Raw genomic sequence first — 25,286 nt, 5'->3', positions numbered from 1 at the left:
TTGTGTCTGTAACATAGCCCACTTAGCATAATACACACTTAAAATAACGACTGATTTGGAAGATAAGCTGACTATGACCAGCCTTGCGCATCATGCGACAGAAAACCGCTCTGTAGCCGAATTTACTGAACAGGCTTACTTGAATTATGCCATGTACGTCATTATGGACCGTGCATTGCCGCATATCAGTGATGGCTTAAAGCCTGTACAGCGCCGTATTGTCTATGCCATGAGCGAACTAGGCTTAAAAAATAGTGGTAAGCCTAAAAAATCAGCGCGTACAGTGGGTGATGTACTTGGTAAATACCATCCACATGGTGACTCGGCTTGTTATGAAGCCATGGTATTAATGGCTCAGCCTTTTAGTTATCGTTATCCCTTAATCGAAGGTCAAGGTAACTGGGGAGCACCAGATGATCCTAAGTCATTTGCTGCAATGCGTTATACAGAAGCCAAACTTTCGGCTTACAGTGAGTTGTTATTAAATGAGTTAGGTCAGGGTACAACTGAATGGCAAGATAACTTTGATGGCTCATTAAAAGAACCCATTACGTTGCCAGCGCGTATTCCAAACATTCTACTCAATGGTACAACTGGTATTGCTGTTGGTATGGCAACCGATATTCCACCGCATAATTTACGTGAAGTGATTAAAGGAACGATTGCCTTAATTCGTAACCCACAAACTTCAGATGAGAAATTAGCTGAATATATTCCGGCTCCAGATTTACCAACCAAAGCTGAAATTATTACTCCGCCAGAAGAGTTGCTTAAAATCCAGACAACTGGTCGTGGTAGTTATCGCATGCGTGCGGTTTATACCGTTGAAAAGCATGAAATCGTGATTACTGAGTTACCGTATCAAGTATCTGGCTCTAAAGTGATTACTCAAATTGCCGATCAGATGCAGGCTAAAAAGCTACCATTGGTGGTGGACATACGTGATGAATCTGATCATGAAAACCCAACACGACTCGTGATTGTGCTGCGTTCTAACCGTATTGATGCGGAAGCAGTGATGAGTCATTTATTTGCGACAACCGATTTAGAGTCAAGCTATCGTGTCAATTTGAACATGATTGGTGAAGATGGTCGTCCTCAAGTTAAATCGATTCGCCGTATCTTGCTTGAATGGATCGAAATCCGTAAAAAAACGGTAACTCGCCGTTTGCAATATCATTTAAATCGTATTGAAAAGCGCCTGCATATTTTGGCGGGTTTGTTAATTGCTTATCTTGATATTGATACTGTTATTCGTATTATTCGTGAAGAAGATCAGCCTAAGCCAGTATTGATGGAACATTTCAATATTGATGAAATACAAGCAGAAGCGATTTTAGAGCTGAAATTACGCCATTTGGCAAAGCTTGAAGAGATGGAAATCCGTCACGAACAAGATGAGCTCGCAGCAAAAGCTGCCATTATTCGTGAACAATTGGAAAATCCTGAGTCTTTGAAAAATCTGATTATTGGCGAACTAAAAGAAGACGCGAAAAAGTTTGGTGACGAACGCCGTTCTCCAATTGTTGCACGTGCTGAAGCTGTTCAAATTAAAGAACAAGATTTAATGCCAGCTGAAGCGGTAACAGTCGTTTTATCAGAAGCGGGTTGGGTTCGTGCAGCAAAAGGCGCAGATGTTGATGCTGAAAACCTAAATTACCGTGCAGGGGATCAATATTTAAGCCATACAGTAGGTAAAACCAATCAACGAGTTTACTTCCTTGATGAAACAGGGCGTAGCTATGCTTTACCAATTAGTAGTTTACCTTCAGCCAGAGGCTTAGGTGATCCATTAAGTTCGAAACTATCTCCAGCAAGTGGGGTAGCGTTTATTCAGGCTTATTTAGATGATGATGAATCTGAACTAATTGCTGCAAGTTCAGCGGGTTATGGTTTTAAAACTCAAGTTAAACAGTTAGATACAAATGCCAAAGCTGGTAAGACATTCTTAACAGTGCCTGATAAGGCAAAAGCTTTACCGCTTATCTCTGCACAAAACATGACACATTTGGCTGTGCTCAGCTCTGTAGGGCGTTTGTTAATTTTAGATTTGGCAGAATTACCAAATTTAAATAAAGGTAAAGGTAATAAGTTGATACAACTTGAAGCTAAAGAGCAGATTTTATCCATGACAACCTTGAACCTAGATGAAATAATTCAGGTGGTTGCAGGTCAACAACATCTGAAATTAAAAGGTGATGATCTACAAAAATACATGGGTAAACGTGCTTCGAAAGGTCAGCTCTTACCACGTGGATATCAAAAAGCAAATAAACTGTTGATTCAGAGATAAAGCTAGCGTCTGGCAACATAAATACGCTATATATGGCAACAAGTTCAAGCAATGAACTGAACTTGTTGGTATTGAATAATGATTAAAAGGGCAGCAATTTGGAGTACGTAATTTGTACTCCATGCAAAAAATTTGACAGGGACAAATTGTCAAAACTTCTGTCTCATAATCTTGTTCGAAAGTGTCATGAATGTGCCAATAAGTTTTAAATATGTTCTGGCACCAAGAAGCTAAAGAATAGCTGGGGCATTGAATAACAGTTATTACTAAGGATTACGAATCGGAGATAATGGCATTATGGAAAAGATTTGGTTTGCAGAATACCAAAAGACAGGGATACCAGAAACAGTAGCATTGCCTGCAGAAAATACCTCAATTGTTGATATTTTTGAGCGTAATTTCCAGAAATTTGGTTCTCGTGATGCCTTTATCTTTATGGATAAAGCCATGTCATTTAACGAGTTGGAGCTTGCAAGCCGTAAATTCGCGACCTATTTGCAAAATTTGGGGTTAGCAAAAGGAACTCGCGTGGCAGTGATGATGCCAAACGTATTGCAGTATCCTGTAGTGGCTTTGGCGGTTTTCCGTGCTGGTTTAATTTTAGTGAATGTTAACCCGCTATATACTGCACGTGAGCTTGAGCATCAGTTAAATGACTCAGGTGCGGAAGTTCTTGTCATTATCGAGAACTTTGCAAGCGTTTATCAAAGTATTTTAGGTAAAACTCCAGTCAAGCATGTTGTGGTTGCTTCTGTTGGAGACATGTTAGGTACACTTAAGGGTACTTTAGTCAATTTTGTTTTGCGTAAAGTGCGCAAACAAATTCCAGCTTGGAACATTCCGGGCCATGTTAAATTTAATAGCGCATTAAATAAAGAAAATCCAAGCAATTACAAACGTCCGAATTTAACTTTAAGCGATACAGCCGTGCTTCAATATACGGGTGGTACAACGGGTGTTTCAAAAGGTGCTGAGCTGACTCACCGTAATTTGGTTGCTAACCTTTTACAGTGTGATGGTATTTTCCAAAGTAAATTTGGTGCAAATGATGGGGCGAAAGGTGACCGTATTGTTTGTGCATTACCGCTTTATCATATTTTTGCATTCATGGTTTGTGCGATGTATGGTATGTACAAAGGACAGGCAAATATCTTAATTCCAAACCCTCGTGATTTACCTGCTGTAATTAATGAATTGCGCAAATATCAACCATCATTTTTCCCAGCAGTAAATACATTATTTAATGCTTTAGTCAATAATGAAGAGTTTAAGCAACTCGACCATAGCAATTTAAAAATGGCAATGGGCGGTGGTATGGCAGTTTTACCTTCTACAGCAGAAGCTTGGAAGAAAATTACGGGTACAACCATTATCGAAGGTTATGGTTTATCAGAAACTTCGCCAGTAGCAACTGCGAATCCACCGACATCGACTGAATTTAGCGGTACGATTGGTATTCCATTACCATTAACCGATGTTGCAATTTTGGATGATGATGGAAAAGAAGTACCTTTAGGTGAACAAGGTGAAATCTCAATCCGTGGTCCTCAGGTCATGAAAGGATATTGGAACCGTCCGGATGAGACCGCTAAAGTGATGACAGCTGATGGTTTCTTCCGTACTGGTGATATCGGTATTATGGACAGCCGCGGATATACAAAAATTGTAGACCGTAAAAAAGATATGATTTTGGTTTCTGGCTTTAACGTTTATCCGAGTGAAATTGAAGAAGTTATTGCTAAACATCCAAAAGTATTGGAAGTTGCCGCAATTGGTGTTCCAGATGAAAAATCAGGTGAAGTGCCAAAACTCTTTATTGTGAAAAAAGATCCAAGTTTAACAACTGAAGAAATTTTGAACTTTGCTAAAGAAAACTTAACAGGCTACAAACGCCCTCGTTATGTTGAGTTTATGGATGAATTACCAAAATCAAATGTAGGTAAAATTTTACGTAAAGATTTACGTAAGCCTGCATAATTCTTGAATAATAAAAAAGCGCCATAGGGCGCTTTTTTATGATTAACGGTTTTTCATAAACCATCGGTCTACATAAGGGCGGCCGATTCCAACCATACCTACAAAAACAAGCATAGTGCCAAGTTGTAAACGTAGGTGAGTTAAATCAAGCTGACCATAACTCAGGTAATTATCTGCGAGGCAATATAAGCTAATTACAATCAGCCAATGCCATAAAGGAAGTCTTTTAATACCTACAGCAATAAAGGCAATCGTTAAAATCACAAAGGTACCCAATGTCGATTGCCAATTTAAATTTGCACAAATTACACTCAGTAAAAAAGCGACGATGGGTAATACAATTTTAAATATGAGGTCTACCTGAAGCTGATTCTTCTTTTGCTTTTCCAAGACATCAAACAATTCTTTTTGATCAGGTTGTTGCATACATAGCCCTATAAATCAGTGATGACATGCGATTGCATAAAATTTCAGGTAAAAACGATCAGTTATGATAGCATGATCAACAGTATTTTCAGTGATGGATGGCACTATGCACGGCATCAGCAGCATTATCTATATTATTTTAGTGGCATGTTTGCTGCCATACGCATTTACCGTAATTGCAAAATTTAAAGGCGGTTTTCAACCCGTTGATAATCAGAACCCAAGAGATTTTCTTGCTAATACAAAGGGTATCGCTGCTCGGGCAAATGCAGTACAACAAAACAGTTTTGAAAGTTTACCTTTATTTTTAACAGCTATTTTGATGGCTGAATATATGGTGGTGCCTGAATACTTTATTTTGAGATTGGGTTGGGCATATATTATTTTACGTGTCATTTATGGCATCTGTTATTTATGTAATTGGGCAACTTTACGTTCGATTGTCTGGTTTTTATCATTGTTATGTCCAATATTTTTGTTGATCGTGACAATTAAGCTGACTTGAGTGTCATTCTGTCACCATTCATATCAACTTTCGCGTGTGCGCATTGTATAATCGGCATCATTTTGATGATATCCACGTTATAATCGAGTGGATTTTACATCTGACTTCATAACGAAAGAGTATTGATATGAGTTACAGCAATATCCCAGCAGGTAAAGATGCACCAAATGACATCTATGTCATCATTGAAATTCCTGCAAATGCAGCGCCAATTAAATATGAAATTGACAAAGATTCTGATGCATTGTTTGTAGACCGTTTCATGGGTACAGCAATGTTCTATCCAGCAAACTATGGTTATGTACCAAATACTTTGTCTGAAGATGGTGATCCATTAGACGTACTTGTTGTAACTCCACATCCTGTTGCTGCTGGTTCTGTAATTCGTTGCCGCCCAGTTGGTAAATTAAACATGGAAGATGACGGTGGTATCGATGCGAAATTAATCGCAGTTCCACACGAGAAATTATCTCCACTTTACAAAGACGTGAAGGAATATACAGATCTTCCTCCATTGTTAATTAGTCAAGTTGAGCATTTCTTCAGCCACTACAAAGATTTAGAACCTGGCAAATGGGTAAAAATCAGCGGTTGGGAAGGTGCTGACGTTGCTAAAGCTGAAGTATTGAAAGCTATCGAAGCTGCTAAATAAACTCTGATTTTATGAGCCTAGAGTGTCTCCATTGATATTCTAGGCTCAATAAAAAACCTACCTGTGTTACCAGAGGTAGGTTTTTTTATGCTTGATAGATCTATGAATTAGAATAATTTCACAGGAATATCAAGGAAGATACGCCATTCGTTTGTATCACCGATATAGTTACCATTTTGGTAGGCATCGCTCGCACGGTAGTACGAGTTACGAATACGAAGACTTGCATCTTTAGCAAAACCACTTTGAACTGTGTATTTTACTTGGTTAAAGAATTCGTGCTCTTGAGCATCATCAGTTACATTTTTAACTTTGATATCCCAACCGTATACAAATGCAGTTGTCCAATTCAAACCAGGTAATACACCTAATTTACCAAAATCAAGGCTGTATTGAATTTGTGCAGATTTCTCATGGTTACCAATGAAATCAGACATATAAGAGTTTGGTAAATAAATACTTTGGAAACCATCAGCATTTTGGCCATAGTCATAACCAACATTACCAGTGTTCTGTTGGTAAGCAACCATTACATTATGTGGGCCAGTATTATACGATGTAGAAATTGCCCAAATATTGTTTTTACGGTTAGACTTATCATCAGTAGTTTCTGAATATGTGATAGCATTTTCATCAAACTTAGTGTGATAACCACTGAAATCATAAGTTAATGAACTGTCATTTGTTAAAGGCTGTTTAAAGTTCACATTAGCATAATGACGTTCAAGTTTATTTTTGCTGTCTAAACCATAATAAGATGCATTCAAGTTATCATTGAACTTATATTTACCACCCCAAACAATCGCGCGATCAAGACCATTGCCGTTTACATCAGCATCGGTATTAATTCGATCAGACATTTGGTCTTTAGTAAATTTACCAGCAACTAATTCAAGATTCTTGATTTCATGGCTTGTTAATAAAGTACCTGTAAAATATTCAGGAACCATACGACCAGTATTGCTTGCTAAAACTGGCAAATCGAGTACTTGAGTACCATAACGTACAGTCGTATTTGAGAAACGAGCTTTTACGTTAGCACCACCACGAGCCCAATGATCATAAGCATCACCAATGCCCTTTGTTGGTACACCTTTATCATTGAGGGCAGTTTCGCGTGGAATCATTTGGTTGCCGGCATTTTTATTTTCACCGATTTTAAATGAACCATCACCAACAACGCCTACACCGAAACCAACAATACCTTGGGTAAAGCCAGAATCAAGATTTACAATTGCCGATTGAGCAAATGAACTTGTATCTTTAACCTGTTTTACTTCACCAGTAAGGTTGTCAACATAGTTGGTTTTATCACGACTGATATAACCTGTACGGAAGAGAATAGAACCGTTCGCATCTTCAACAAATCCTTTTGCCTCACTTTGCTCGCTTGCCTGAGCTGAGGAAATTATTGCCGCAGAAATGAGAACTGCTAATGTAAGTTTTTGTGCATTTAGCATATTTAAAGAACCTCATAAAAACGATAAATCCTGTGCCTTGTTATAATTCAGGGCCTAGGATTTCCATCAATTGTATAAGTAATCTATAAAAAAGATATATTTTTGTTGATTTTATTTTATATATGCTATGCAGAAATTGATTAATGTGGTACTGGATGTTTAGTAAATTTACTCATAGTGTTTTATACTTAATGTATTGTTTAAAATAAAAAAAGTAATTTATTTTTTAGTTGATTTTTACCATTTATTTTATATTCAAACTTTAAAAAATAGTTGATTCTTGTGTTCGTTTTTTGCTCTTTTTTGCTGGATATGTTTACTTTTTAACCTTTCTTTAAGTTGGTTTTTTCGACGATTCATTTTAAATATCCTTTAAATTGTTACAATATAACTTTATTTTTAAAGCGCAATGTATAAAAGCGGATTGTTATAAAAAGCCAATACAATTTAATTAAGCTGATCAAAATGAGTGCAAAATTTTGCGTAAATTCTGTGCAGTACTCTTTTTGTTTATATTATCGCTTAAAAAAGACCCAAAATAGTTCACCACTTTTAACTCAGGAATAAATAAAGAAATGAAGTAAGTAAAAATGCTCACTCACAGAACATTACTAGGATCGCCTCCAATAATTTACATACTTTTTATATCTGGTCTTTAAATCTAAATAGAAAATTTACGCACATCAAATGAATACTTCCAACCTCGGTAATAATTCCGATAAAGGGGTTTTTCTATGTTGAACATTTTTAGCTTTGTAATAATTTTGTTTTATTATATTGTTTTTTATAAATATATTTCTATGAGCGTTAGGCGATATTTTCATTTTAAAAAGAAATTGATTTCAAAACTCATGCAACGTAGCGATACGAAATATGGACTTGGCACAGCAATTGCTAAAGCTTAAGTAACAAAATTTGTTTAATTCAATTAAATCGTGCGTTCATTGTGGGGGAGATCAAAATGATGAAATTTGCACTTAAAGCAGTAGCATTCGGCGTACTCACGGCAGGTTCAACCATGGTTATGGCTGAAAATGCTCCATCATCTTTTTACGGCATCACGACAACGGGCAGTGTAGCAGCGACCACAGACTATCGCTTCCGTGGTGTTACCCAATCCTCAAATAACCCAGCCATTCAAGGCGGTTTCACTTTTTCTCATAAATCAGGGGCTTATTTATCGCTTTGGGGCTCAAGTGTTGATTTTGGTGTAACAGGTAACTCAACTGAAACAGATGTGGCTTTGGGTTATACCAATACTTTAAAGTTATCCGATAAGCTTGCACCTACTTATGATGTCGGTGTAATTCATTATGGTTACATTGGTTCGGGTCATAGTTTTGACCGTAATGGTGTGGGTTATGATGGTAAAAACGGATTAGATTTTAATGAAGTTTACGGTAAATTAACGTTTGCTGATTCTTTACTTAAAGGTGATGCACTCAGTGTAGGCGTCAACTATTCAAATGACTATTGGGCAAACTCTAAACAGTTCTGGTATTTTAACGTTGGTTATTCTGCACCAATTGCAAACACTGGATTTACTGGACTTGCATCAGTTGGCTATAACAAATTTAAAAATAAAGAAGCTTTAGCTGTAGTGGCTGGTGGTCCTGGAACAGACGACAGCTATATCGATTACAAAGTTGGTATCAACCGTAATATTTTAGGTGTTTTGGCTGAGTTAGACGTAGTGGGTACAGATGTCAGTACTTCTGGTATGACTGATGCTCAGAAAAAACTTTACGACGCTGGCTTAGTATTTAGTTTAACTAAAACTTTCTAAGTTTATGCTGTAAAAAAGCGGGTTATTTACCCGCTTTTTTTATTAGTTTTCTATTTCAGAAAGTAATCGTTTTAACTGGTTAAGCTCAACATCCGTGGCCTTCGATAAAGGTTTTCGTGGTGAGCCTGCAGAGACACCTTTTAGTTCTAAGCCTGCTTTAATTGTTTTTGGTAATCCACCATTTACGATAAATCGGAGTAACGGAAGTTGTTGGTAAAATGACATCTGGGCCTGACTTAAATCACCATTTTTGACATGCTGAATAAGTTGTTTAGGTTGCTGACCTAACAAGTTTGGTGCTGCTGTACACCAACCGTTTGCTCCTGCACAGAAGGCTTCTAAAGCTAGAGGGTTGCAGCCGTTATAAAATGGAAGTTCACCTTTTGAGAGTTCCTGAATTTTATGCATGCGCTGAATATCACCGCTACTTTCTTTCACCATCGTAATATTTGCAATGTTATTAAACATACGCACAATTAACTCTGGAGACATATCAACACCACTGGTTGCTGGGTTGTTATAAATCATAATTGGTAGTGTGGTCGCTTGAGCAATTGCTTGATAATATTCAAAAATCTCTTGATCAGTTAGCTTCCAATAAGATATAGGAATGACCATAAGTGCATCTGCACCATAGCTTTGTGCGACTTGCGCTTTTTTGATGGCTTGATCAGTGGTCAGTTCTGAAATTCCAATAATGACGGGCAAGCGTTTATTAATGCTTTCAATTGACGTTTTCGCGACTAAACACCACTCATCCCATTCAAGATAAGCGCTTTCACCTGTACTGCCTAGAGGTGCAATCGCATCGCAGCCATTTTCAATAAGCAAATCCAGCATCTGTTTTAAAACAGGAAGGTTAATGGTGTTGTCATCAGAAAATGGCGTAACAGGGTAGCCAATAATGCCGTGTAGTTTCATGGTCGAAATCTCTTTTTAAATACAGTCAGAATGTTTTTTCAAAGCTTTACGTGCGTAGTAAGCAAAGTTGACTTTGTTGCGTTTATCTGTAGATACCCAGTCATGAGCTTCTGTTGCTAAATCGTGGGGGATTGGCTGAATTTGCCCGGCAGACATGGCTAGTAGTTGCAGTTGAGCTGCGCGTTCAATTAAAAGAGCCAAGTTGCAGGCTTCTTCAATGGTTTTTCCTGTAACGAGTTGACCGTGGTGAGACAACAAAACAGCGCGGTTTTTACCAAGAGCAGAGGAAATCAAAATGCCTTCTTCATTGCCCACAGGAACACCCGGCCAATGGCCTACAAATGAGCAATCTTCGTAAAGTGCACAGACATCCATTTGAGAAATCATGAGCGGAATTTGAAGCATGGAAAGAGCCGCTACATGCGTAGGATGTGTATGGATAATGCAGTTCACCTCTGGGTGTTCTTTATAAATCCACGTGTGAAAACGGTTAGCTGGGTTTGCCATTCCTTCTTGATTGATTGGTTCTAAATCTTGGTTCACTTCAAGTAAGTTTGAAGCAGTAATTTCATCAAAACCTAATCCAAAACGTTGGGTAATAAAGGTTTCTTTATTTTCACTACGGCAGGTAATTTGACCTGCCAAACCAGCATCATGACCATGGTCAAATAAAATACGACAAGTGAGTGCAAGCTTTTGGCGATCAGTTAAATCTGAGTCGCTTATCCACTTTTGCATATCTTGCTGTGCGTGTTGCATCAGCTCTTGTTTGTTTACAGAAGCCGTCTTCATCTCTTCTCCAGTCCGGTTGACCAAATTAAGTAGGTGAAGACAGAATAGAAAACAACTGGATGAATCAATACATCCAGTTTTCATAAGTTATATGGTCCAGATGGGGCGAATATGCTAAGACCTTGGCAAGTACATTTTCGTATCGATGAAAGAGAAGAAAAAACGGTTTTCCTAAAACTGACTAACTTGATTAGTCAGGAAATTTTAAGTGGTCGTTTAGGGCAGGGGACTATGTTGCCGGGGTCTCGTAGCTTATCAAAAGAACTAGGAATTAATCGGAAAACCGTGCAGGCAGTTTATGAAGAACTAGAAGCACAAGGATGGTTGGTGACTCGTCCCCGAAAAGGCACATTTGTGGCAGATATTTTGCCTGAAAGTTCAATTGAGATAGAGCCAGCCTTTGAGCAAATAGAACAAGAGAAATCTCTAATTCAAAGCACTGCTGTCTATCCACATAACGATGGTGTGCCAGATCCACGACTTATTCCCTACGAACTATTTTCACGCGCCTATCGCCATGCATTGATTAAAATTACGCAAAACCAGTACATGGGCTATGGCGACCCGCGGGGAATGATCGAGCTAAGACAAGCCTTACAACAAATGCTCTCGATGGAACGCTTTATGAATGTTGCCGCAGATGAGATTTGTATTGTACGTGGTAGCCAGATGGGAATTTTTCTTGCCTCTCGGGCATTACCTAATCGGCAGGGTGTTATTGTCGTTGAAGAGCTTTACTACCCATCTGCTGTTAAAGCATTCCAATCAAATGGTTTTCAGGTCGTTTCTGTCAAACTAGATGAACAGGGTATTATTATTGAAGATCTAGAACGAATTTTAAAAGAACACTCGGCTGCTGCCATTTATACAACTCCGCATCATCAATATCCTACCACTGTCACGATGCCAATGAATCGCCGTCTTCAACTCTTAGAGCTTTCAAAAAAATGGGGCTTTTATATTATTGAAGATGACTATGACCATGAATTCCATTATGACAGTCGGCCTATGCCACCCTTAGCGAGTTTGCCTCATTCTGAATTAGTTATTCATGTGGGTTCATTGTCTAAAGTTTTTGCACCGGGTATTCGTTTGGGTTACATCGTGGCATCTTCACCAATCATTCAATCCATTACTGAAGATATTTTATTGATTGATCGGCAAGGCAATAACATTACGGAACTTGCTTTAGCAGATTTAATGCAGCGAGGGGAGATCAAACGGCACATTCGCAAAATGAAAAAAATATATCAGCTACGCCGTGACCATGCCTTAGCTGAATTTCACCGAATTTTTGCAGAGAGTGTTCATATACAACGACCCGCGGGGGGAATGGCATTATGGGCGAAATTCCAGAAACCATTTACTCAAGATCAGCTTATAAAGATAAAAGAACTTAACATTGATTCAGAGCATAAGTTTAAACAAATAGGGTCTTCTAATTGTTGTATTCGCTTGGGTTTTGCCGCTTTATCAGAGAAAGAAATTACTTCTCTAATCGAGACATTGGATAAGGTTCTTAATGAAACAGCGGACTCATAATCCGTTGCTCTCCAGTTCAAATCTGGGTAGACCAACGGATTATGAAAGACAAATCAAGATATTACGAATTTGCTCAGGATTATCAGAAGATATGCCTCCTATCACCATCACCCTACCACATCGGGTTGGGTTAAAAAGCGTTCATTGTTGAAGGAGGTATTTCCGCTATTTATCGATTATCAGGATTAGCTTTTGTATAATCCTTAATCTTCTGTACATTGAAAGCATTAATCGGTATAGCGCTGTTCATAATATCGTTAGAATAACGTGTAGTTGCATCAGTTGATTTATCGTTAATAACTTCTGATTAGCCTTCCTGCTCATCAGGATATTCTCTATGCCAAGATCGTTCTGCATCGGGTAAATACGCATCAATACGGTCTTGGTCTTCATCGACCTGATTGTATGGGGAATGACGATAACGAATCATCATGTAATACGCCTCTCTGGCGCCACGCTGATCAAGCATAAAACCATCAGTATTTGCATAAAACCAAGCCGCAGGACCTGATCCAAAATCCTCAGAAAATGGATCTATAGAAGCATCTGCACCATGTTGGAGAAGGAGTTCAACGATTTGAGGTGAATGTATCAAAACAGCGTTTACCAGCGTAGGTGTACCATCTCCTGCAAAAACATCGGGGTGGGCACCAGCATTTATTAATTGTCTTAATACACCTAGAATTTGATTCAGTGATATTTCATGGCTAGGCTTGCTGTTTCCATAACATTCTTTATATTCTTCAATAGATTCAAATGAATCTAGAGGTGAATGGCCATTGCGCCAATTATCTATGAGTCTATTCATTGGAGTATCGCCATTATCATCAATAATGTTGGGATTAGCACCATTAGCTAAAGCCAGTGTGATCCCTTCAATATCACAAGAATAAGCCGCTTTTAATAACTTCTGATCAACTTCTGTTGGCTTTGCACGTGCATTTTGCCAATTTAAAATAACCAACTCAGGATTAGATAACTCCGTAAAATCATCTTTTATGTCTTTAAACTCAAAACGAATAGGGTGTGTAGATAATTCTGGCTGCCCATTTTGTATGATATCTCGTTCAAGAGTATCCAGTACCTGATCAGTTACGCTATCTACATCATGAATAACAACAAAACGTATATGCTGAGGGTCAATGGTATGATTATAGCTTTTGTTAATATTCATCTGGGATTTAGATGATCCCCACTTTGTACAGGGTTCGCTGAACCAACTTTCAGTAAAAGAGGATGTCTCCTCATTCGATAGTTCCCAAATAGATGTCCATAAGTAAGAACCACTTAAGCTGTGTTGTTCTGAGTGAAAAACTATTCGACGCTCACCTATGCGATCCCCATCTTCAAAGTGATGCTGGTCATAAAGTGGGAAACGTAATTTGGTCAATTCAAGTGCCTGCTTATAAATAGTTCTGGCAAACCAACACTTCGCAGTAATCACCTCAAGATGAACATGCAGATTCACACCATTAATCTTTGCTTTGAACTCTCGATTTTTCCATCCTAATTCACGCGGTACATATTGGATTGGGATATAATGTCCAACATGTTCAGGCTCAAAGAAAATATTCCCCCATACCTTTTGAGCCTTTTGGATAAGGCGTAGACGCTCAGGAGAATGCTCCCGAGACCAGATATAAGGTTTCTTATTTGTTTTCATAGTGTCCCCTGTGCCTTTTTATATAGGCAGTAATAAATTCTTTGGTTAACAACTTATATAAATATTAAGAAATAGCGGACTCATCATCCGCTGTTTCATTTTAAGAAAGTTCACTCTAATTGGTCTTTATACTTTTGAATTTCTGAGACAAAGCTAAGCAGGAACGGTGTGATTTGTGACTTATATTCTTCAGTATGTAGCATTTCAAAAATTTGTTCGGGAGATTTACTGAGAAGAGAGAAGCGTAAAAATAAATCTTCAAAAAAGTTGCTACTCACTGTCGACAGTACTCTTCTTAAAGAAACTAGCATATCGTCGCCACGACTAGATGCATGAACTAGAACAATCGGCTTGTCTATGATTTCGGTACGGGAAACCATCCAATCAATTGCATTTTTAAGACCGCCCGGAATACAACGAATATATTCAGGACTTGAAATAATAATTCCATCTGCATCAGAAACAGATTTGATGAAATCTTCCACTACAGTAGGCGTTTTTTCTCCTTCATTATCTGGAGAAAAGATAGGCAGATTATTAATTTGATCAAAAACTGTAAACTCAATACTGGACGGTGCTATATCCCTCATTGCTTTTAATAGCGCCGTATTGGTAGATACTTTTCTTGCACTACCCGAGATAGCCAAAATTTTCATAGCGTCCTCTTTTTTGCCTTTTTATATAGGCTTTAACAAATTCTCTAATGAACAACTTATATACATATTAAAAAAGCGGATACACGATCCGCTGTTTTATCATTAAGAATGATTACCTCGATAAGAGAGTGCTTCTGTAAGATGAGGACTTTGAATCATCTCACTTTGTGCTAAATCAGCAATAGTTCGCGCGACTCGTAAAACACGATGATAAGCACGAGCCGATAAATTTAAACGTTGCTGTGCCATTTCAATCATTCGCTGTGATGTTTCATCTAGAACAGCGAATTGTTCTAATTGTTTCGGTGAAAGCGCCTGATTCAAACAATCTTGTCTTTGCATTTGTTGTTCATAAGCATAAATCACACGTTGTCGCACAGTTGTAGAATCTTCAGCAGGCGTTGGGTCTTGCAGTTCCTGAGCTTTTAAAGGTGGCACATCAATATGTAAATCGATGCGGTCAAGTAACGGGCCCGATATACGGTTCTGATAACGTTTAATACTCTCGGGTGAGCACTGACAACGACTGTCTTGATTAAATGCATAACCACATGGGCAGGGGTTCATGGCTGCAATCAGTTGGAAGTTGGCAGGATAGGTAATTTGCCGTGCTGCCCGTGAAATAATAATTTCTTTTGACTCGAGCGGCTGACGTAAAACCTCTAATACTTTGCGATCAAACTCGGGCAATTCATCTAAGAATAGAACACCTAAATGAGATAAGGTAATTTCACCCGGTTTAGGATGTGAGCCGCCCCCAACTAGTGCAATTGCGGATGCAGTATGATGTGGTGCACGAAAAGGACGCTGTCCAAAAGTATGTGGCGTATTTGAAATAGAATAAATACTAGCAACTTCAAGCGTTTCTTGAGTAGATAGTGGCGGTAAAATTGAAGGAAGGCGTGAGGCGAGTAAAGTCTTACCTGTACCCGGTGGTCCCTTAAAGAGCAAGGAGTGCCCTCCAGCGGCTGCAATTTCCAGTGCACGACGCGGGCGTAGCTGACCTTTTACATCTGCAAGGTCAAATTTATACGGCATGTCATTTGAGCGGGAAGATGATTGCACCTGAGATAGCTTAGTATTTCCTAAAAAGTGTTCACAAACTTCTTTTAAATGACTCACCGGATAACACTCAAGATTTGGTAAATGACTAATATCCTGACTATTATCTTGGGGTAAAACAATTTTATGCTGGGCTTGCTGGCATGCCATTGCCAAAGTTAAAGCGCCTGAAACTGGTCTTACATGACCATCTAGTGCTAACTCTCCAATAAATTCAAAGTCTTCAGTGCAGTTCTCTGGAAGCTGACCTGAGGCAATTAATATCCCTAATGCAATCGGTAAATCTAAACGTGAACCATCTTTGGGCAAATCTGCGGGAGCAAGATTAATGGTCAGTCGTTTAGTCGGAAACTGAAATCCACTATTAATAATGGCTGAGCGAACCCTGTCCTTACTCTCCCTCACTGCTGCTTCAGCAAGCCCTACAATCGTTAGAGAGGGTAAGCCTTGACTCACGTGCACCTCTACTTCAATGAGAGGTGCATGCAAGCCTAAAAGTCCCCGAGTATAAATTTTAGAAAAAGACATCTTATTGTTCCATTATGGTGCTTCATTTTTAATCGTTGTAAAGTATAAGTGCGCTACGTTGGTGCTTATTTTTTATTCTTTAAAGTTTCTTCTAACAAACTTACTTGTTTTTGTAGCTCTTCTAAACGTTGATTGGCTAAATGAAGGGCGGTTTTCTGTCTTTCGATTTCTTGTTTCGACACGAGGTCTAATTTCTCGACAGTTTCATTTAATAATGCACGTAAATTTTTTTCTAAATCTTTTTTAGGCTCGTCAATTTGTTCCAAAATGGCCTGTAATAGAGTTTCTAACATGGGATATCCAAACTGTTGTATTCACTTTACTTGTCAGTTTAACACTGCTTGAAGCTCGGATATAGGCTTCTTGGCTTTCCGATATTGCATAACAATAAATTGAAATAAAAACAGGACTGCAAATTCATTTTATTTTTAGTAGCTCATCTACATCTTGATAACTAAATAGGTTATAAAGAAAGCTCATGCAAAAGATTCATCTCCTCCAACCTTTGAAATATTGGCATGAAAATTGAACATAAAACCTTACTGGTGAAAAGAAGCCGAAGGAAACAAACATGAAGCTTGTAACTGCAATTGTAAAACCGTTTAAATTGGATGATGTGCGAGAAGCACTCTCTGACATTGGTGTACAAGGGATTACCGTAACTGAAGTTAAAGGTTTTGGTCGTCAAAAAGGGCATACAGAACTTTACCGCGGCGCGGAGTATGTGGTTGATTTCTTACCTAAAGTAAAAATCGAAATTGCGATTAGCGATGAAATGGTCGACGCAGTAATTGAGTCAATTACTCGTGTGGCAAGTACTGGGAAAATCGGCGACGGTAAGATTTTTGTGACTAATCTGGAACAAGTCATCCGTATCCGTACGGGTGAAACAGGACCAGATGCTGTCTAAATTGGCACAAAGCTTGCTGAGCAATAAATAGCTCGCAAATGAGGTTGGGGGACACGAATGAAAAAAATGCTTATGGCGCTGAGTCTAACAGGCGCACTTTTGGGTGGTACTGCCGCTTGGGCAGAAGAGACTGTAACAACACCTACATCTGAGGTTACATCAACATCAACATCTGCAGCTCCTGCAACAACTGCAGCAGCACCAGCCGCCGCAGCAACTCCGGCAGCTCCAGCACCTACACCAAAACTCGATACAGGCGATACATCTTGGATTTTAGTTTCAACAGCTTTGGTTCTGTTGATGACGATTCCTGGCTTGGCATTGTTCTACGGCGGTATGGTCCGTAAGAAAAACGTCTTAAGTACCATGATGTTCAGCCTTTCTGCTGCAATTTTGGTAAGTTTAATTTGGGTGATTGCTGGTTATTCACTCGCGTTCTCTGGCACAGGTGCATACTTTGGTGACTTGTCTAAAGCGATGCTCAACGGCGTAGGCTTTAATGCACTAAGTGGAACAATTCCTGAAAGCTTGTTTGTTATTTTCCAAATGACTTTTGCCATCATTACTGTCGCAATTTTGAGTGGTTCGATTGCTGACCGTATGAAATATTCAGCTTTCATGGCCTTTATTACTATTTGGGTACTCGTAGTTTATGCGCCAATTACTCACTGGGTGTGGGCAACAGATGGTTGGTTATTTAAAGCAGGTGCGTTAGATTTTGCTGGTGGTACAGTTGTACATATCAACTCTGGTGTTGCAGGTTTAGTCGCAGCTTACATGCTTGGTAAACGTATTGGCCTTGGCCGTGAATCTATGGCACCGCATAACCTAACTTTAACTGTAATCGGTGCAAGCTTACTTTGGGTGGGTTGGTTCGGCTTCAACGGTGGTAGTGCGTTAGGCGCTGGTGCTCGTGCAAGTATGGCAATTTTAGTAACTCAAGTTGCTGCCGCTGCTGCTGCGTTCTCTTGGTTAGTTGTAGAACGTATGATTCGTGGTAAAGCTTCTGTATTAGGTGGTGCATCTGGTGCTGTGGCTGGTTTGGTTGTGATTACACCAGCAGCAGGTTTCGTCGGTGTAGGCGGAGCTCTAGTGATGGGCTTAATCGGTGGTGTTGTTTGCTTCTGGGGTATTACAGCACTTAAACGTTTACTCAAAGCAGATGATGCATTGGATGCCTTTGGTTTACATGCAGTAGGTGGTATTGTCGGCGCGATTTTAACTGGCGTGTTCTACAGTGATGAAATCATCAAAGCGGCTAGTGTGACTTTAGCTCCAACATTTGCTGGTCAATTGTGGGTACAAGTTGAAGGTGTACTTGCAACTATGGTTTATAGCGGTGTTGTAACCTTCATTATTCTTAAAGTGATTGATGTGGTGATTGGTCTGCGTGTTAATGCCGATGATGAACGTATGGGTCTGGATTTAAGCCAACATGGCGAACGTATTGAATAATACATAATATATCTGCTGTATTAAAAACAGTCTTGAGCTGTGATCAAAGCGATGCTTTGATCTGGCTCAAGGCTGTTTTTTTGTCTCATAGAATGCTGGTTCAGTAAGCGTAGAAATTTTGCTACACTAGGTCAAAGTAATTGACCCTATTAAGTCCGCTATGCATTGTCCATTTTGCAACGCCGCAGATAGTAAAGTCATCGATTCTCGGCTAGCCGCAGAAGGTTGTCAGATTCGTCGACGTCGTGAGTGTGTAGTTTGCGGTGAACGTTTTACCACTTTTGAAAGCTATGAAGTGGTGATGCCCCGTGTGATCAAATCGAATGGAAAAAATGAACCGTTCGATGAAGCTAAGCTACGCCGTTCGCTTATGCATGCTTTACAAAAGCGTCCAGTGACACAAGAGCAGATCGAAACGGTTCTAAGCGATATTCAATTGCAGATTCGCCGTTTAGGTGAGCGTGATGTTAAGTCTAGAACAATTGGTGAAATTGTCATGCAATCTTTATTTGCACTTGACCACGTTGCCTATGTTCGTTTTGCTTCGGTTTATCAGGACTTTCAGGATGTTGAAGCATTTCGTCGTCAAATTGAGCAAATGCAACAACGTGAGCAATAATCATTTGAGATGTATATGTCTGAGTTGAAACAAGATCAGTACTGGATGCAGCAAGCGATTGAACTTGCTAAACGAGGACTTTATTCGACAAAACCAAATCCAAATGTTGGGTGCGTGATTGTCAAAGATAATCAGGTCATTGGTGAAGGCTTTCACCCAAAAGCTGGTCAACCCCATGCTGAAGTTTTTGCATTACGTGAAGCTGGTGAGCAAGCACAAGGTGCAACCGCTTATGTAACACTTGAACCATGTGCTCATTATGGACGAACACCTCCGTGTGCTGAGGCACTCGTGAAGGCGCAGGTTAAAAAAGTGGTTGTGGCATGTCCCGATCCAAACCCACTTGTTGCAGGTAAAGGTGTTCAAATTTTAAAAAATGCTGGTATTGAAGTAGAAATCGGTATTTGTGAAGATTCAGCAGCCAAACTTAATCAAGGCTTTTTAAAAGCGATGTCTACAGGCATGCCATATGTACGTTTAAAAGTTGCCTCTAGCTTGGATGGGCGGACTGCAATGGCATCTGGTGAGTCAAAGTGGATTACGGGTTCTGCTGCTCGTCAAGATGTGCAGCATTGGCGTGCGATTTCAGGTGCTGTGATTACAGGTATTGATACTGTGATTGCTGATGACTGTCAGCTTAATGTACGCTCACTCAATAATATTGATATCGAGACAGTTGCTCAACCAAAACGGGTAATTCTAGATCGGAGAGGGCGCTTACCGCTCACCGCTAAAATTTTAGAAAATCCTCAAACTGTCATGGTGATGGGGCCATATCGTCAGGAATTCGCTGACTTAGGCGTGATACAATTAGAAATTCAGCCTTTAAAAACACTACTACAGACCTTATCTAAGCAATACCAAATTTATGATGTGTTGGTTGAAGCTGGCGCAACTTTATCTACCGCCTTTTTACAAGAAGGTTTGGTAGATGAAATGATTAGTTATGTTGCCCCGACGTTATTGGGGCAAAGTGCCAGAGCCATGTTCAATGCAGAATTTGAATATATGGCACAGCAACTTCGTTTTAAACTTCTTGATGTAGTACAACTTGATCAAGATATACGCTTAAGGTTAATCCCTACGCAAGAGAAAGTATGAATTCAGAGCCTTCGGTTTACCACAAACGTCGCCATGCAGCCCGCACGACCGACGAATATCTTTTTCATCAGCTTGTACCTTACTTGGGCAACAAGCGCCGATTGCTCCACTTGATTTTAGAAGCCCTAGAAATTACAGGGACGCTGAACAGCAAGAAAAAGAATCCTCCGATTTTTGCCGACTTTTTTGCGGGTAGTGGTGTGGTATCTCGTTTGGCACGTCAAAATGGTTACCGTGTCATTGCGAATGACTGGGAACCTTATAGCCATGCCCTAAATCATGCGATTTTAGCCTGTGTCGATGCGCCTGCTTTTAAAGAGCTTGGCGGATATCAAAAAGCCATCGATTATTTAAATAGATTGCCTGAGGTTAAGGGTTGGGTTACACATAACCTTTGTCCTCGTAACGATGATGTATACGATCCAACCCGTGACCGTTTGTTCTTTAAACGCCGTAATGGTATGCGTATCGATGCGATTCGCCAGCAAATTGCAACATGGCAGGCACAAGGCGCAATTAATGATGTAGAAATGAGTGCTTTACTTGCACCATTGCTCTATTCAGCTAGCTTTGTGAGCAATACAAGTGGCGTATTTAAAAGCTTTCACCAAGGGTGGGGCGGACGTACACAAACGGCTTTAGAGCGTATTGAATCATTACTTTGGTTAACACCGAGCCGTTTCTGTGAGATTGGTGATCGTAAACGTCCAGCCGCTGAAATGTGGTGTGTAGATTCACAACATTTAGCAAATCAGATGAGTGGTTTTGAAGTAGATGTTGCTTATCTTGACCCACCATATAACCAGCATGCTTACAGTAGTAATTATCACGTTTTAAATGCATTAACTTTATGGGATCAGGTTGATTTACCTTCACCAGATACCAAAGGTTATAAGAGCGGTATTGATCGTGCATGGCGTAAAGAGCGTCCAAGTCCATATAACTCTTCTAAACATGCAAAAGATGCGTATGAAAAATTACTTTCAACTATCAATGCACGTTATATTCTGACCAGTTATTCGACTGATGGTAACATTGAGCCAAAGGATTTACTTATGGCCAATCTGGAGCGCGGAAAAGTCACTTTACTGACTCAAGATGTTCCACGTTATCGCGTAAGTAAACAACGTCAGTCAGAGCGCGCACGTGTGCTTGAGTTTATTGTGATTACAGATACACATGCCAAACCAGGACCGCCATTACGTCAATTGTTAGGCCAGCTTTACCACTTTGCCGAGCTAGGTGGTGTAGATACTTCAGGTAATAGTACGCAACTTGCACTTTGGTAAGCGCTGCAACTTAAGCAGTGTGAAAGATTTGGAGATTGAGCCATGTTTACAGGCATTATTGAAAGTTTAGGTAAAGTAGAAAGCCTGCAAAGTGTAGGTGGCGATGTGCGTTTACGTATTCAAACCGATTTGGATATGTCGGATGTACATTTGGGTGACTCAATTGCAACCAATGGAATCTGTCTCACCGTCATTGAGTGGGGTGATAACTGGTATGCGGCTGATGTGTCTCGCGAAAGTTTAAACCGTACCACTTTGGGTAACTGGAAAGTTGGTCAGCGTGTCAATGTTGAAAAAGCGATGCTACCAACAACTCGTTTTGGTGGTCATATTGTAAGTGGTCACGTTGATGGTGTAGGTGAAATTACCGTAGTCCGTGAAGATGCTCGTTCCGTCTATTATGAAGTGACAGCACCTGTAGAACTTGCTAAATATTTAGCAGAGAAAGGCTCTGTAACTGTAGATGGTATTAGTTTAACCATTAACCATTTGCGCGGTAATATTTTAAGTTTGAACTTAATTCCCCATACAGCAGAACGTACTAATATTGGGACATGGCAAGTAGGTAGCAAAGTTAACCTTGAAGTCGATGTATTAGCACGTTATATCGAGCGTTTATTACTGGGTGATAAAGCTGCTGAACAGAAGACCGAGTCAAATATTAGTATGGCTTTCTTAGCTGAAAATGGTTTTTTAAAATAAAATTTTAAATCGCCAAAATAAAAAAACCGGACGCTTGTTCCGGTTTTTTTATTTTAAAAATTAATGCTTGGTGAGAGTAACTGAATGTGTACCGACCCATGGTTTATTGTGCTGGGTGCGTGTAATTGAAAACTCACCTTTTTCTGACGCTCGTGTAAGCAAGATTGAAAGTGAATTAAAGTCGTTGTGACTCATATAAAGTTCTTGTGCTGAAAATGTCCATTGCTCACCCTGATTAAGCTGCTCAAGTTGCGTTGAAATCTGATGTGGAATGTCCATTTTTACCCTCATTAATTTTCATAAGTAACCATGCGTTATTCTAATAATTATTTGAACTAAAAGAATATTATGCATGAACATTTTGTGACAATTAAATGTCATTTTGATGACAAAGAGGGTTTTACAAACTTTACTTTTCTATTTTTTCATCAGAAAACTTAGAATTCTTTAAAATGTATTCAATTTCTTCTTGAGCTGCCGAATTTAGCTTAGCTCGGAAAGCCGTTACAGACTGTTCAATTAAGCTCTCAGCTTCAAGTTCTAAACGAATTCGTAAACTTTCAAGCTCCGATAAGATTTGATCATCGGTAATGCTAAGTTTTACACCAGAAGAATAGTCTACAGCAGGTGTTTCAGGGTTTTTTTGATAACGTGCAGTTTGTTCAGCAACTTCCTGTTCTAAATGACTGCAGAAAGCTTGTAGAGCTTGGGTTTGTTCATCAAACTTACGAACTTCATCGGCTTGCAATTCAGCAGCATAGGCTGCTTCAACTGCACGCTTATCTGCAAGAGATTTTTCTAAAGCAAGCTGACGGCGAATTCGTGCTTGTTCGATTAACTCTGCTTTGAGGTCTGCATAAGCTTGTTCAATGTTTTTCTGCGACTCTAGCTGTGCTTTCTCGTCATTGAGTACCCAAAGTTGAATAGGCGTCTGAGGCTCTAATAAATCGCAAATACGTGCCAAATCCTGTTGATAGGCATGACGGACAGCTTCAGGCGCATTTAACCATCTTTTTTTAAAATCTTGCCCGACATTTAATGCCACCACAGTTCTCCTTTACTCAACAGTCTCAACATTTTAGCGCGTTATAATTTAAAGGTTCGAGGTTCTATACCCAAACGACGATACATTTTAAATTTTTCTCGGCCAATTTGCTTGGCTGCTTCATTATTTTCAACAATTTCTATAATGTGGCTAAAATGATTCACTTGTTCAAGTGCATGATTGTTAAAATTAAATGCCAACCAACCCTGTTCAGTAGGTTGTTTAGCCGAAATACATACTGCTGCGTCTGCCTGATCAATACCATGAGCAATGAAGCTGGTCGGATCAAAGCTCCAAAGTTTTTCATCAAGTGTTTGTTGTAACTGCACATCTGTGCAGTACCACCAGATCTGTGAGTGTTTCAGTAGAATCTTTCGGCACAAACGGCAAGCACTATCGACTTGCCGTTCTTCACTCGTTTCAAACAAATAAAAGCTAACTTTAGCCATTCGTATTTACACGGTTGGCTAAGAATTGCATAAGTAACGGTACTGGACGACCAGTTGCACCTTTTGCTGCACCTGATAACCAAGCTGTACCGGCTACATCTAAGTGAGCCCAGCGATAATCACGTGTGAAACGTTCAAGGAAGCAGGCTGCTGTAATCGCACCGCCATGTGGACCACCAATGTTAGCGATGTCTGCAAAAGGTGAGTCTAGTAGTTCTTGATAGTCATCAATCACTGGCATACGCCATACACGGTCAAATGATTGCTCACCCGCTTGTTGAAGTTCAGTTGCTAAAGCGTCGTCAGGAGAGAATAAGCCGCTTAACACTTTACCTAGTGCAACTACACAAGCACCAGTTAAAGTTGCGATATCAATGACTACTGCCGGATTGAAACGTTTGATATACGTTAACGTATCGCAAAGAACCAAACGGCCTTCTGCGTCGGTGTTTAAAATTTCAACCGTTTGACCACTCATGGTCGTTACGATATCGCCCGGACGAGTTGCTTTACCTGAAGGCATATTTTCTGCTGCAGCAATCGCACCCACCACATGGATTGGAAGGCGTGCTTCACATAATGCGCGGATTGTACCAAGCACAGAAGCTGCACCACACATATCGAATTTCATTTCATCCATGCCAAGGCCTGGTTTTAAAGAAATACCGCCTGTATCAAAAGTGACGCCTTTACCTACAAGTACCACAGGAGCTTGTTCAAGGTTTGCTTGGTATTCAAGAGTGACAATACGACCCGGACGTTCAGATCCTTTACTTACAGCTAGGAATGCATACATGCCTAAATCAGCCATTTGCTGCTCATTTAAGACAGTCACTTTAAGTAAGTCTGGGAATTCTGCAGCTAAAGCTAATGCCTGTTCAGCTAAATATTCAGGGAAACAGATATTACCTGGACGGTTTCCTAAGTCACGAGCATAAGACTGACCAGATTGTACGGCATGCACCAAGGCAAGTTGGCTTTCATCAAGATTGGTTTGTGAACTAATTAAATCAACTTGTTGTAACACAAATTCATTTTTTTTCGATTTAAACTCATCATAACCATAAGCTGCTTGAGTTAAGCTTAATGCAAATAAATAATGGTATTCGACAGGTAACGCAGCAATATCAATTGCGATATGCTTAAATTTATTTTGTGTCGATTTGATAATGGTTTGTGCCAATTTTGCTAACTTAACTGCTTGAAGTTCAGCTGCTTTTCCTAAACCAAGTAATTGGATATGAGCTTGATGAGTCAGCTGACCAAACAATGGCAACGTTTCGTTGAAGTTGGCTTTAAATTGAGTCGCTGTAAGAATGTTTTCTATGTTATTGATTTGATATGTGTTGAGGTTGGTTTGTAGCTGTTCTGAATCAACTAAAACCCACAAAGATTCATTAGATGTTTGTTCAGGGAAAGTTGTATAAGTTGTAAATTTCATGGCTACCGTGAT

At 39.6% G+C, this 25,286-nt stretch carries 25 protein-coding genes; 13 read left to right on the top strand and 12 right to left on the bottom strand.

Going from position 1 to position 25,286, the window contains the following annotated elements; genetic code table 11:
* Positions 1–73: 73 nt before the first annotated feature.
* The gene (gene parC, locus NE363_RS17240) at positions 74–2,293 is read left to right on the top strand and encodes a DNA topoisomerase IV subunit A (RefSeq protein WP_445535526.1); all 2,220 of its coding nucleotides are present in this window, start codon (positions 74–76) and stop codon (positions 2,291–2,293) included.
* Positions 2,294–2,590: 297 nt separating this feature from the next.
* On the top strand, positions 2,591–4,270 hold the full coding sequence (locus NE363_RS17235; protein ID WP_004699291.1) for a long-chain-fatty-acid--CoA ligase: 1,680 nt from the start codon (positions 2,591–2,593) through the stop codon (positions 4,268–4,270).
* A 42-nt stretch (positions 4,271–4,312) separates the two neighbouring features.
* Here NE363_RS17235 and NE363_RS17230 read toward each other — a convergent pair whose 3' ends face one another.
* Positions 4,313–4,696, bottom strand: coding sequence for a hypothetical protein (locus tag NE363_RS17230; RefSeq protein ID WP_004699289.1), 384 nt, complete (start codon positions 4,694–4,696; stop codon positions 4,313–4,315).
* A gap of 106 nt (positions 4,697–4,802) precedes the next feature.
* On the opposite strand from NE363_RS17230, the gene NE363_RS17225 reads away from it, so the two are divergent.
* Positions 4,803–5,201: an MAPEG family protein gene (locus NE363_RS17225; protein ID WP_004699287.1), complete on the top strand. Its 399-nt coding sequence runs from the start codon at positions 4,803–4,805 to the stop codon at positions 5,199–5,201.
* A 127-nt stretch (positions 5,202–5,328) separates the two neighbouring features.
* The gene (ppa, locus tag NE363_RS17220) at positions 5,329–5,853 is read left to right on the top strand and encodes an inorganic diphosphatase (protein WP_002121243.1); all 525 of its coding nucleotides are present in this window, start codon (positions 5,329–5,331) and stop codon (positions 5,851–5,853) included.
* Positions 5,854–5,960: 107 nt separating this feature from the next.
* On the opposite strand, the gene NE363_RS17215 is transcribed toward ppa, so the two are convergent.
* On the bottom strand, positions 5,961–7,313 hold the full coding sequence (locus NE363_RS17215; protein WP_348909912.1) for an OprD family outer membrane porin: 1,353 nt from the start codon (positions 7,311–7,313) through the stop codon (positions 5,961–5,963).
* Between the two features lie 734 nt (positions 7,314–8,047).
* Here NE363_RS17215 and NE363_RS17210 point away from each other — a divergent pair.
* Positions 8,048–8,218 (top strand): hypothetical protein, encoded by a 171-nt coding sequence (locus NE363_RS17210; RefSeq protein WP_445535525.1) that lies wholly within the window; start codon positions 8,048–8,050, stop codon positions 8,216–8,218.
* A gap of 56 nt (positions 8,219–8,274) precedes the next feature.
* Entirely contained in the window at positions 8,275–9,099 is an 825-nt protein-coding gene (locus NE363_RS17205; protein WP_004699283.1) for a TorF family putative porin, read from the top strand.
* A 42-nt stretch (positions 9,100–9,141) separates the two neighbouring features.
* Here the strand turns inward: NE363_RS17205 and NE363_RS17200 are convergent, their stop codons facing one another.
* On the bottom strand, positions 9,142–10,020 hold the full coding sequence (locus NE363_RS17200; protein WP_445535524.1) for a dihydrodipicolinate synthase family protein: 879 nt from the start codon (positions 10,018–10,020) through the stop codon (positions 9,142–9,144).
* Between the two features lie 15 nt (positions 10,021–10,035).
* Entirely contained in the window at positions 10,036–10,812 is a 777-nt protein-coding gene (locus tag NE363_RS17195; protein WP_348888554.1) for an aldolase, read from the bottom strand.
* A 111-nt stretch (positions 10,813–10,923) separates the two neighbouring features.
* On the opposite strand from NE363_RS17195, the gene pdxR reads away from it, so the two are divergent.
* Positions 10,924–12,354, top strand: a complete 1,431-nt coding sequence (pdxR, locus tag NE363_RS17190) for a MocR-like pyridoxine biosynthesis transcription factor PdxR (protein ID WP_445535523.1) — start codon at positions 10,924–10,926, stop codon at positions 12,352–12,354.
* A gap of 307 nt (positions 12,355–12,661) precedes the next feature.
* Here the strand turns inward: pdxR and NE363_RS17185 are convergent, their stop codons facing one another.
* The 4 genes from NE363_RS17185 to NE363_RS17170 all read right to left on the bottom strand — a co-directional run bounded on the left by NE363_RS17185 (position 12,662) and on the right by NE363_RS17170 (position 16,556).
* Positions 12,662–14,017, bottom strand: coding sequence for an ankyrin repeat domain-containing protein (locus NE363_RS17185; RefSeq protein WP_437256192.1), 1,356 nt, complete (start codon positions 14,015–14,017; stop codon positions 12,662–12,664).
* Between the two features lie 110 nt (positions 14,018–14,127).
* The gene (locus tag NE363_RS17180; protein WP_174739983.1) at positions 14,128–14,673 is read right to left on the bottom strand and encodes an NADPH-dependent FMN reductase; all 546 of its coding nucleotides are present in this window, start codon (positions 14,671–14,673) and stop codon (positions 14,128–14,130) included.
* A 102-nt stretch (positions 14,674–14,775) separates the two neighbouring features.
* Positions 14,776–16,263 carry a YifB family Mg chelatase-like AAA ATPase gene (locus NE363_RS17175; protein WP_445535522.1) on the bottom strand — a complete coding sequence of 496 codons (1,488 nt, stop codon included), beginning with the start codon at positions 16,261–16,263 and terminating at the stop codon, positions 14,776–14,778.
* Positions 16,264–16,328: 65 nt separating this feature from the next.
* Positions 16,329–16,556 carry an accessory factor UbiK family protein gene (locus NE363_RS17170; RefSeq protein ID WP_002048939.1) on the bottom strand — a complete coding sequence of 76 codons (228 nt, stop codon included), beginning with the start codon at positions 16,554–16,556 and terminating at the stop codon, positions 16,329–16,331.
* 278 nt (positions 16,557–16,834) lie between these two features.
* Here NE363_RS17170 and glnK point away from each other — a divergent pair, with 278 nt between their 5' ends.
* The 6 genes from glnK (at position 16,835) to NE363_RS17140 (ending at position 22,339) form a co-directional block, all read left to right on the top strand.
* Positions 16,835–17,173, top strand: coding sequence for a P-II family nitrogen regulator (glnK, locus tag NE363_RS17165; RefSeq protein WP_000780326.1), 339 nt, complete (start codon positions 16,835–16,837; stop codon positions 17,171–17,173).
* 57 nt (positions 17,174–17,230) lie between these two features.
* Positions 17,231–18,628, top strand: coding sequence for an ammonium transporter (locus NE363_RS17160; RefSeq protein ID WP_445535521.1), 1,398 nt, complete (start codon positions 17,231–17,233; stop codon positions 18,626–18,628).
* 160 nt (positions 18,629–18,788) lie between these two features.
* Positions 18,789–19,247, top strand: a complete 459-nt coding sequence (gene nrdR, locus NE363_RS17155; protein WP_004699275.1) for a transcriptional regulator NrdR — start codon at positions 18,789–18,791, stop codon at positions 19,245–19,247.
* A 15-nt stretch (positions 19,248–19,262) separates the two neighbouring features.
* Entirely contained in the window at positions 19,263–20,348 is a 1,086-nt protein-coding gene (gene ribD, locus NE363_RS17150; RefSeq protein WP_437256189.1) for a bifunctional diaminohydroxyphosphoribosylaminopyrimidine deaminase/5-amino-6-(5-phosphoribosylamino)uracil reductase RibD, read from the top strand.
* Positions 20,345–21,637 (top strand): DNA adenine methylase, encoded by a 1,293-nt coding sequence (locus NE363_RS17145; protein ID WP_004699273.1) that lies wholly within the window; start codon positions 20,345–20,347, stop codon positions 21,635–21,637. The genes ribD and NE363_RS17145 overlap by 4 nt, the downstream gene beginning before the upstream one ends.
* A 42-nt stretch (positions 21,638–21,679) precedes the next feature.
* Positions 21,680–22,339, top strand: a complete 660-nt coding sequence (locus NE363_RS17140) for a riboflavin synthase (RefSeq protein WP_004699272.1) — start codon at positions 21,680–21,682, stop codon at positions 22,337–22,339.
* 60 nt (positions 22,340–22,399) lie between these two features.
* On the opposite strand, the gene NE363_RS17135 is transcribed toward NE363_RS17140, so the two are convergent.
* From NE363_RS17135 to NE363_RS17120, 4 genes are all read right to left on the bottom strand, one after another.
* Positions 22,400–22,618 (bottom strand): hypothetical protein, encoded by a 219-nt coding sequence (locus NE363_RS17135; protein ID WP_004883640.1) that lies wholly within the window; start codon positions 22,616–22,618, stop codon positions 22,400–22,402.
* A gap of 130 nt (positions 22,619–22,748) precedes the next feature.
* The gene (blhA, locus tag NE363_RS17130; RefSeq protein WP_445535520.1) at positions 22,749–23,387 is read right to left on the bottom strand and encodes a cell division protein BlhA; all 639 of its coding nucleotides are present in this window, start codon (positions 23,385–23,387) and stop codon (positions 22,749–22,751) included.
* 38 nt (positions 23,388–23,425) lie between these two features.
* Entirely contained in the window at positions 23,426–23,833 is a 408-nt protein-coding gene (locus tag NE363_RS17125) for a DNA polymerase III subunit chi (protein ID WP_004699269.1), read from the bottom strand.
* Complete coding sequence (locus NE363_RS17120) at positions 23,826–25,274, bottom strand: leucyl aminopeptidase (RefSeq protein ID WP_445535519.1); 1,449 nt, start codon at positions 25,272–25,274, stop codon at positions 23,826–23,828. Before NE363_RS17120 ends, NE363_RS17125 begins: the two co-directional genes overlap by 8 nt.
* Between the last annotated feature and the right edge of the window lie 12 nt (positions 25,275–25,286).

This window comes from Acinetobacter sp. G18 (genome assembly GCF_052660225.1).
This window is presented reverse-complemented; position numbering and strand designations above follow the sequence as displayed.

Bases quoted from the DNA above. Each gene is read 5' to 3' on its own strand.
- NE363_RS17180 (WP_174739983.1), bottom strand. From the start codon at position 14,673: ATGAAAATTTTGGCTATCTCGGGTAGTGCAAGAAAAGTATCTACCAAT.
- NE363_RS17145 (WP_004699273.1), top strand. From the start codon at position 20,345: ATGAATTCAGAGCCTTCGGTTTACCACAAACGTCGCCATGCAGCCCGC.
- NE363_RS17195 (WP_348888554.1), bottom strand. From the start codon at position 10,812: ATGAAGACGGCTTCTGTAAACAAACAAGAGCTGATGCAACACGCACAG.
- NE363_RS17170 (WP_002048939.1), bottom strand. From the start codon at position 16,556: ATGTTAGAAACTCTATTACAGGCCATTTTGGAACAAATTGACGAGCCT.
- NE363_RS17185 (WP_437256192.1), bottom strand. From the start codon at position 14,017: ATGAAAACAAATAAGAAACCTTATATCTGGTCTCGGGAGCATTCTCCT.
- NE363_RS17225 (WP_004699287.1), top strand. From the start codon at position 4,803: ATGCACGGCATCAGCAGCATTATCTATATTATTTTAGTGGCATGTTTG.
- nrdR (WP_004699275.1), top strand. From the start codon at position 18,789: ATGCATTGTCCATTTTGCAACGCCGCAGATAGTAAAGTCATCGATTCT.
- ribD (WP_437256189.1), top strand. From the start codon at position 19,263: ATGTCTGAGTTGAAACAAGATCAGTACTGGATGCAGCAAGCGATTGAA.
- NE363_RS17160 (WP_445535521.1), top strand. From the start codon at position 17,231: ATGAAAAAAATGCTTATGGCGCTGAGTCTAACAGGCGCACTTTTGGGT.
- NE363_RS17200 (WP_445535524.1), bottom strand. From the start codon at position 10,020: ATGAAACTACACGGCATTATTGGCTACCCTGTTACGCCATTTTCTGAT.
- NE363_RS17125 (WP_004699269.1), bottom strand. From the start codon at position 23,833: ATGGCTAAAGTTAGCTTTTATTTGTTTGAAACGAGTGAAGAACGGCAA.
- pdxR (WP_445535523.1), top strand. From the start codon at position 10,924: ATGCTAAGACCTTGGCAAGTACATTTTCGTATCGATGAAAGAGAAGAA.
- NE363_RS17135 (WP_004883640.1), bottom strand. From the start codon at position 22,618: ATGGACATTCCACATCAGATTTCAACGCAACTTGAGCAGCTTAATCAG.
- NE363_RS17140 (WP_004699272.1), top strand. From the start codon at position 21,680: ATGTTTACAGGCATTATTGAAAGTTTAGGTAAAGTAGAAAGCCTGCAA.
- glnK (WP_000780326.1), top strand. From the start codon at position 16,835: ATGAAGCTTGTAACTGCAATTGTAAAACCGTTTAAATTGGATGATGTG.
- NE363_RS17210 (WP_445535525.1), top strand. From the start codon at position 8,048: ATGTTGAACATTTTTAGCTTTGTAATAATTTTGTTTTATTATATTGTT.
- ppa (WP_002121243.1), top strand. From the start codon at position 5,329: ATGAGTTACAGCAATATCCCAGCAGGTAAAGATGCACCAAATGACATC.
- NE363_RS17215 (WP_348909912.1), bottom strand. From the start codon at position 7,313: ATGCTAAATGCACAAAAACTTACATTAGCAGTTCTCATTTCTGCGGCA.
- NE363_RS17235 (WP_004699291.1), top strand. From the start codon at position 2,591: ATGGAAAAGATTTGGTTTGCAGAATACCAAAAGACAGGGATACCAGAA.
- NE363_RS17175 (WP_445535522.1), bottom strand. From the start codon at position 16,263: ATGTCTTTTTCTAAAATTTATACTCGGGGACTTTTAGGCTTGCATGCA.
- parC (WP_445535526.1), top strand. From the start codon at position 74: ATGACCAGCCTTGCGCATCATGCGACAGAAAACCGCTCTGTAGCCGAA.
- NE363_RS17120 (WP_445535519.1), bottom strand. From the start codon at position 25,274: ATGAAATTTACAACTTATACAACTTTCCCTGAACAAACATCTAATGAA.
- NE363_RS17205 (WP_004699283.1), top strand. From the start codon at position 8,275: ATGATGAAATTTGCACTTAAAGCAGTAGCATTCGGCGTACTCACGGCA.
- NE363_RS17230 (WP_004699289.1), bottom strand. From the start codon at position 4,696: ATGCAACAACCTGATCAAAAAGAATTGTTTGATGTCTTGGAAAAGCAA.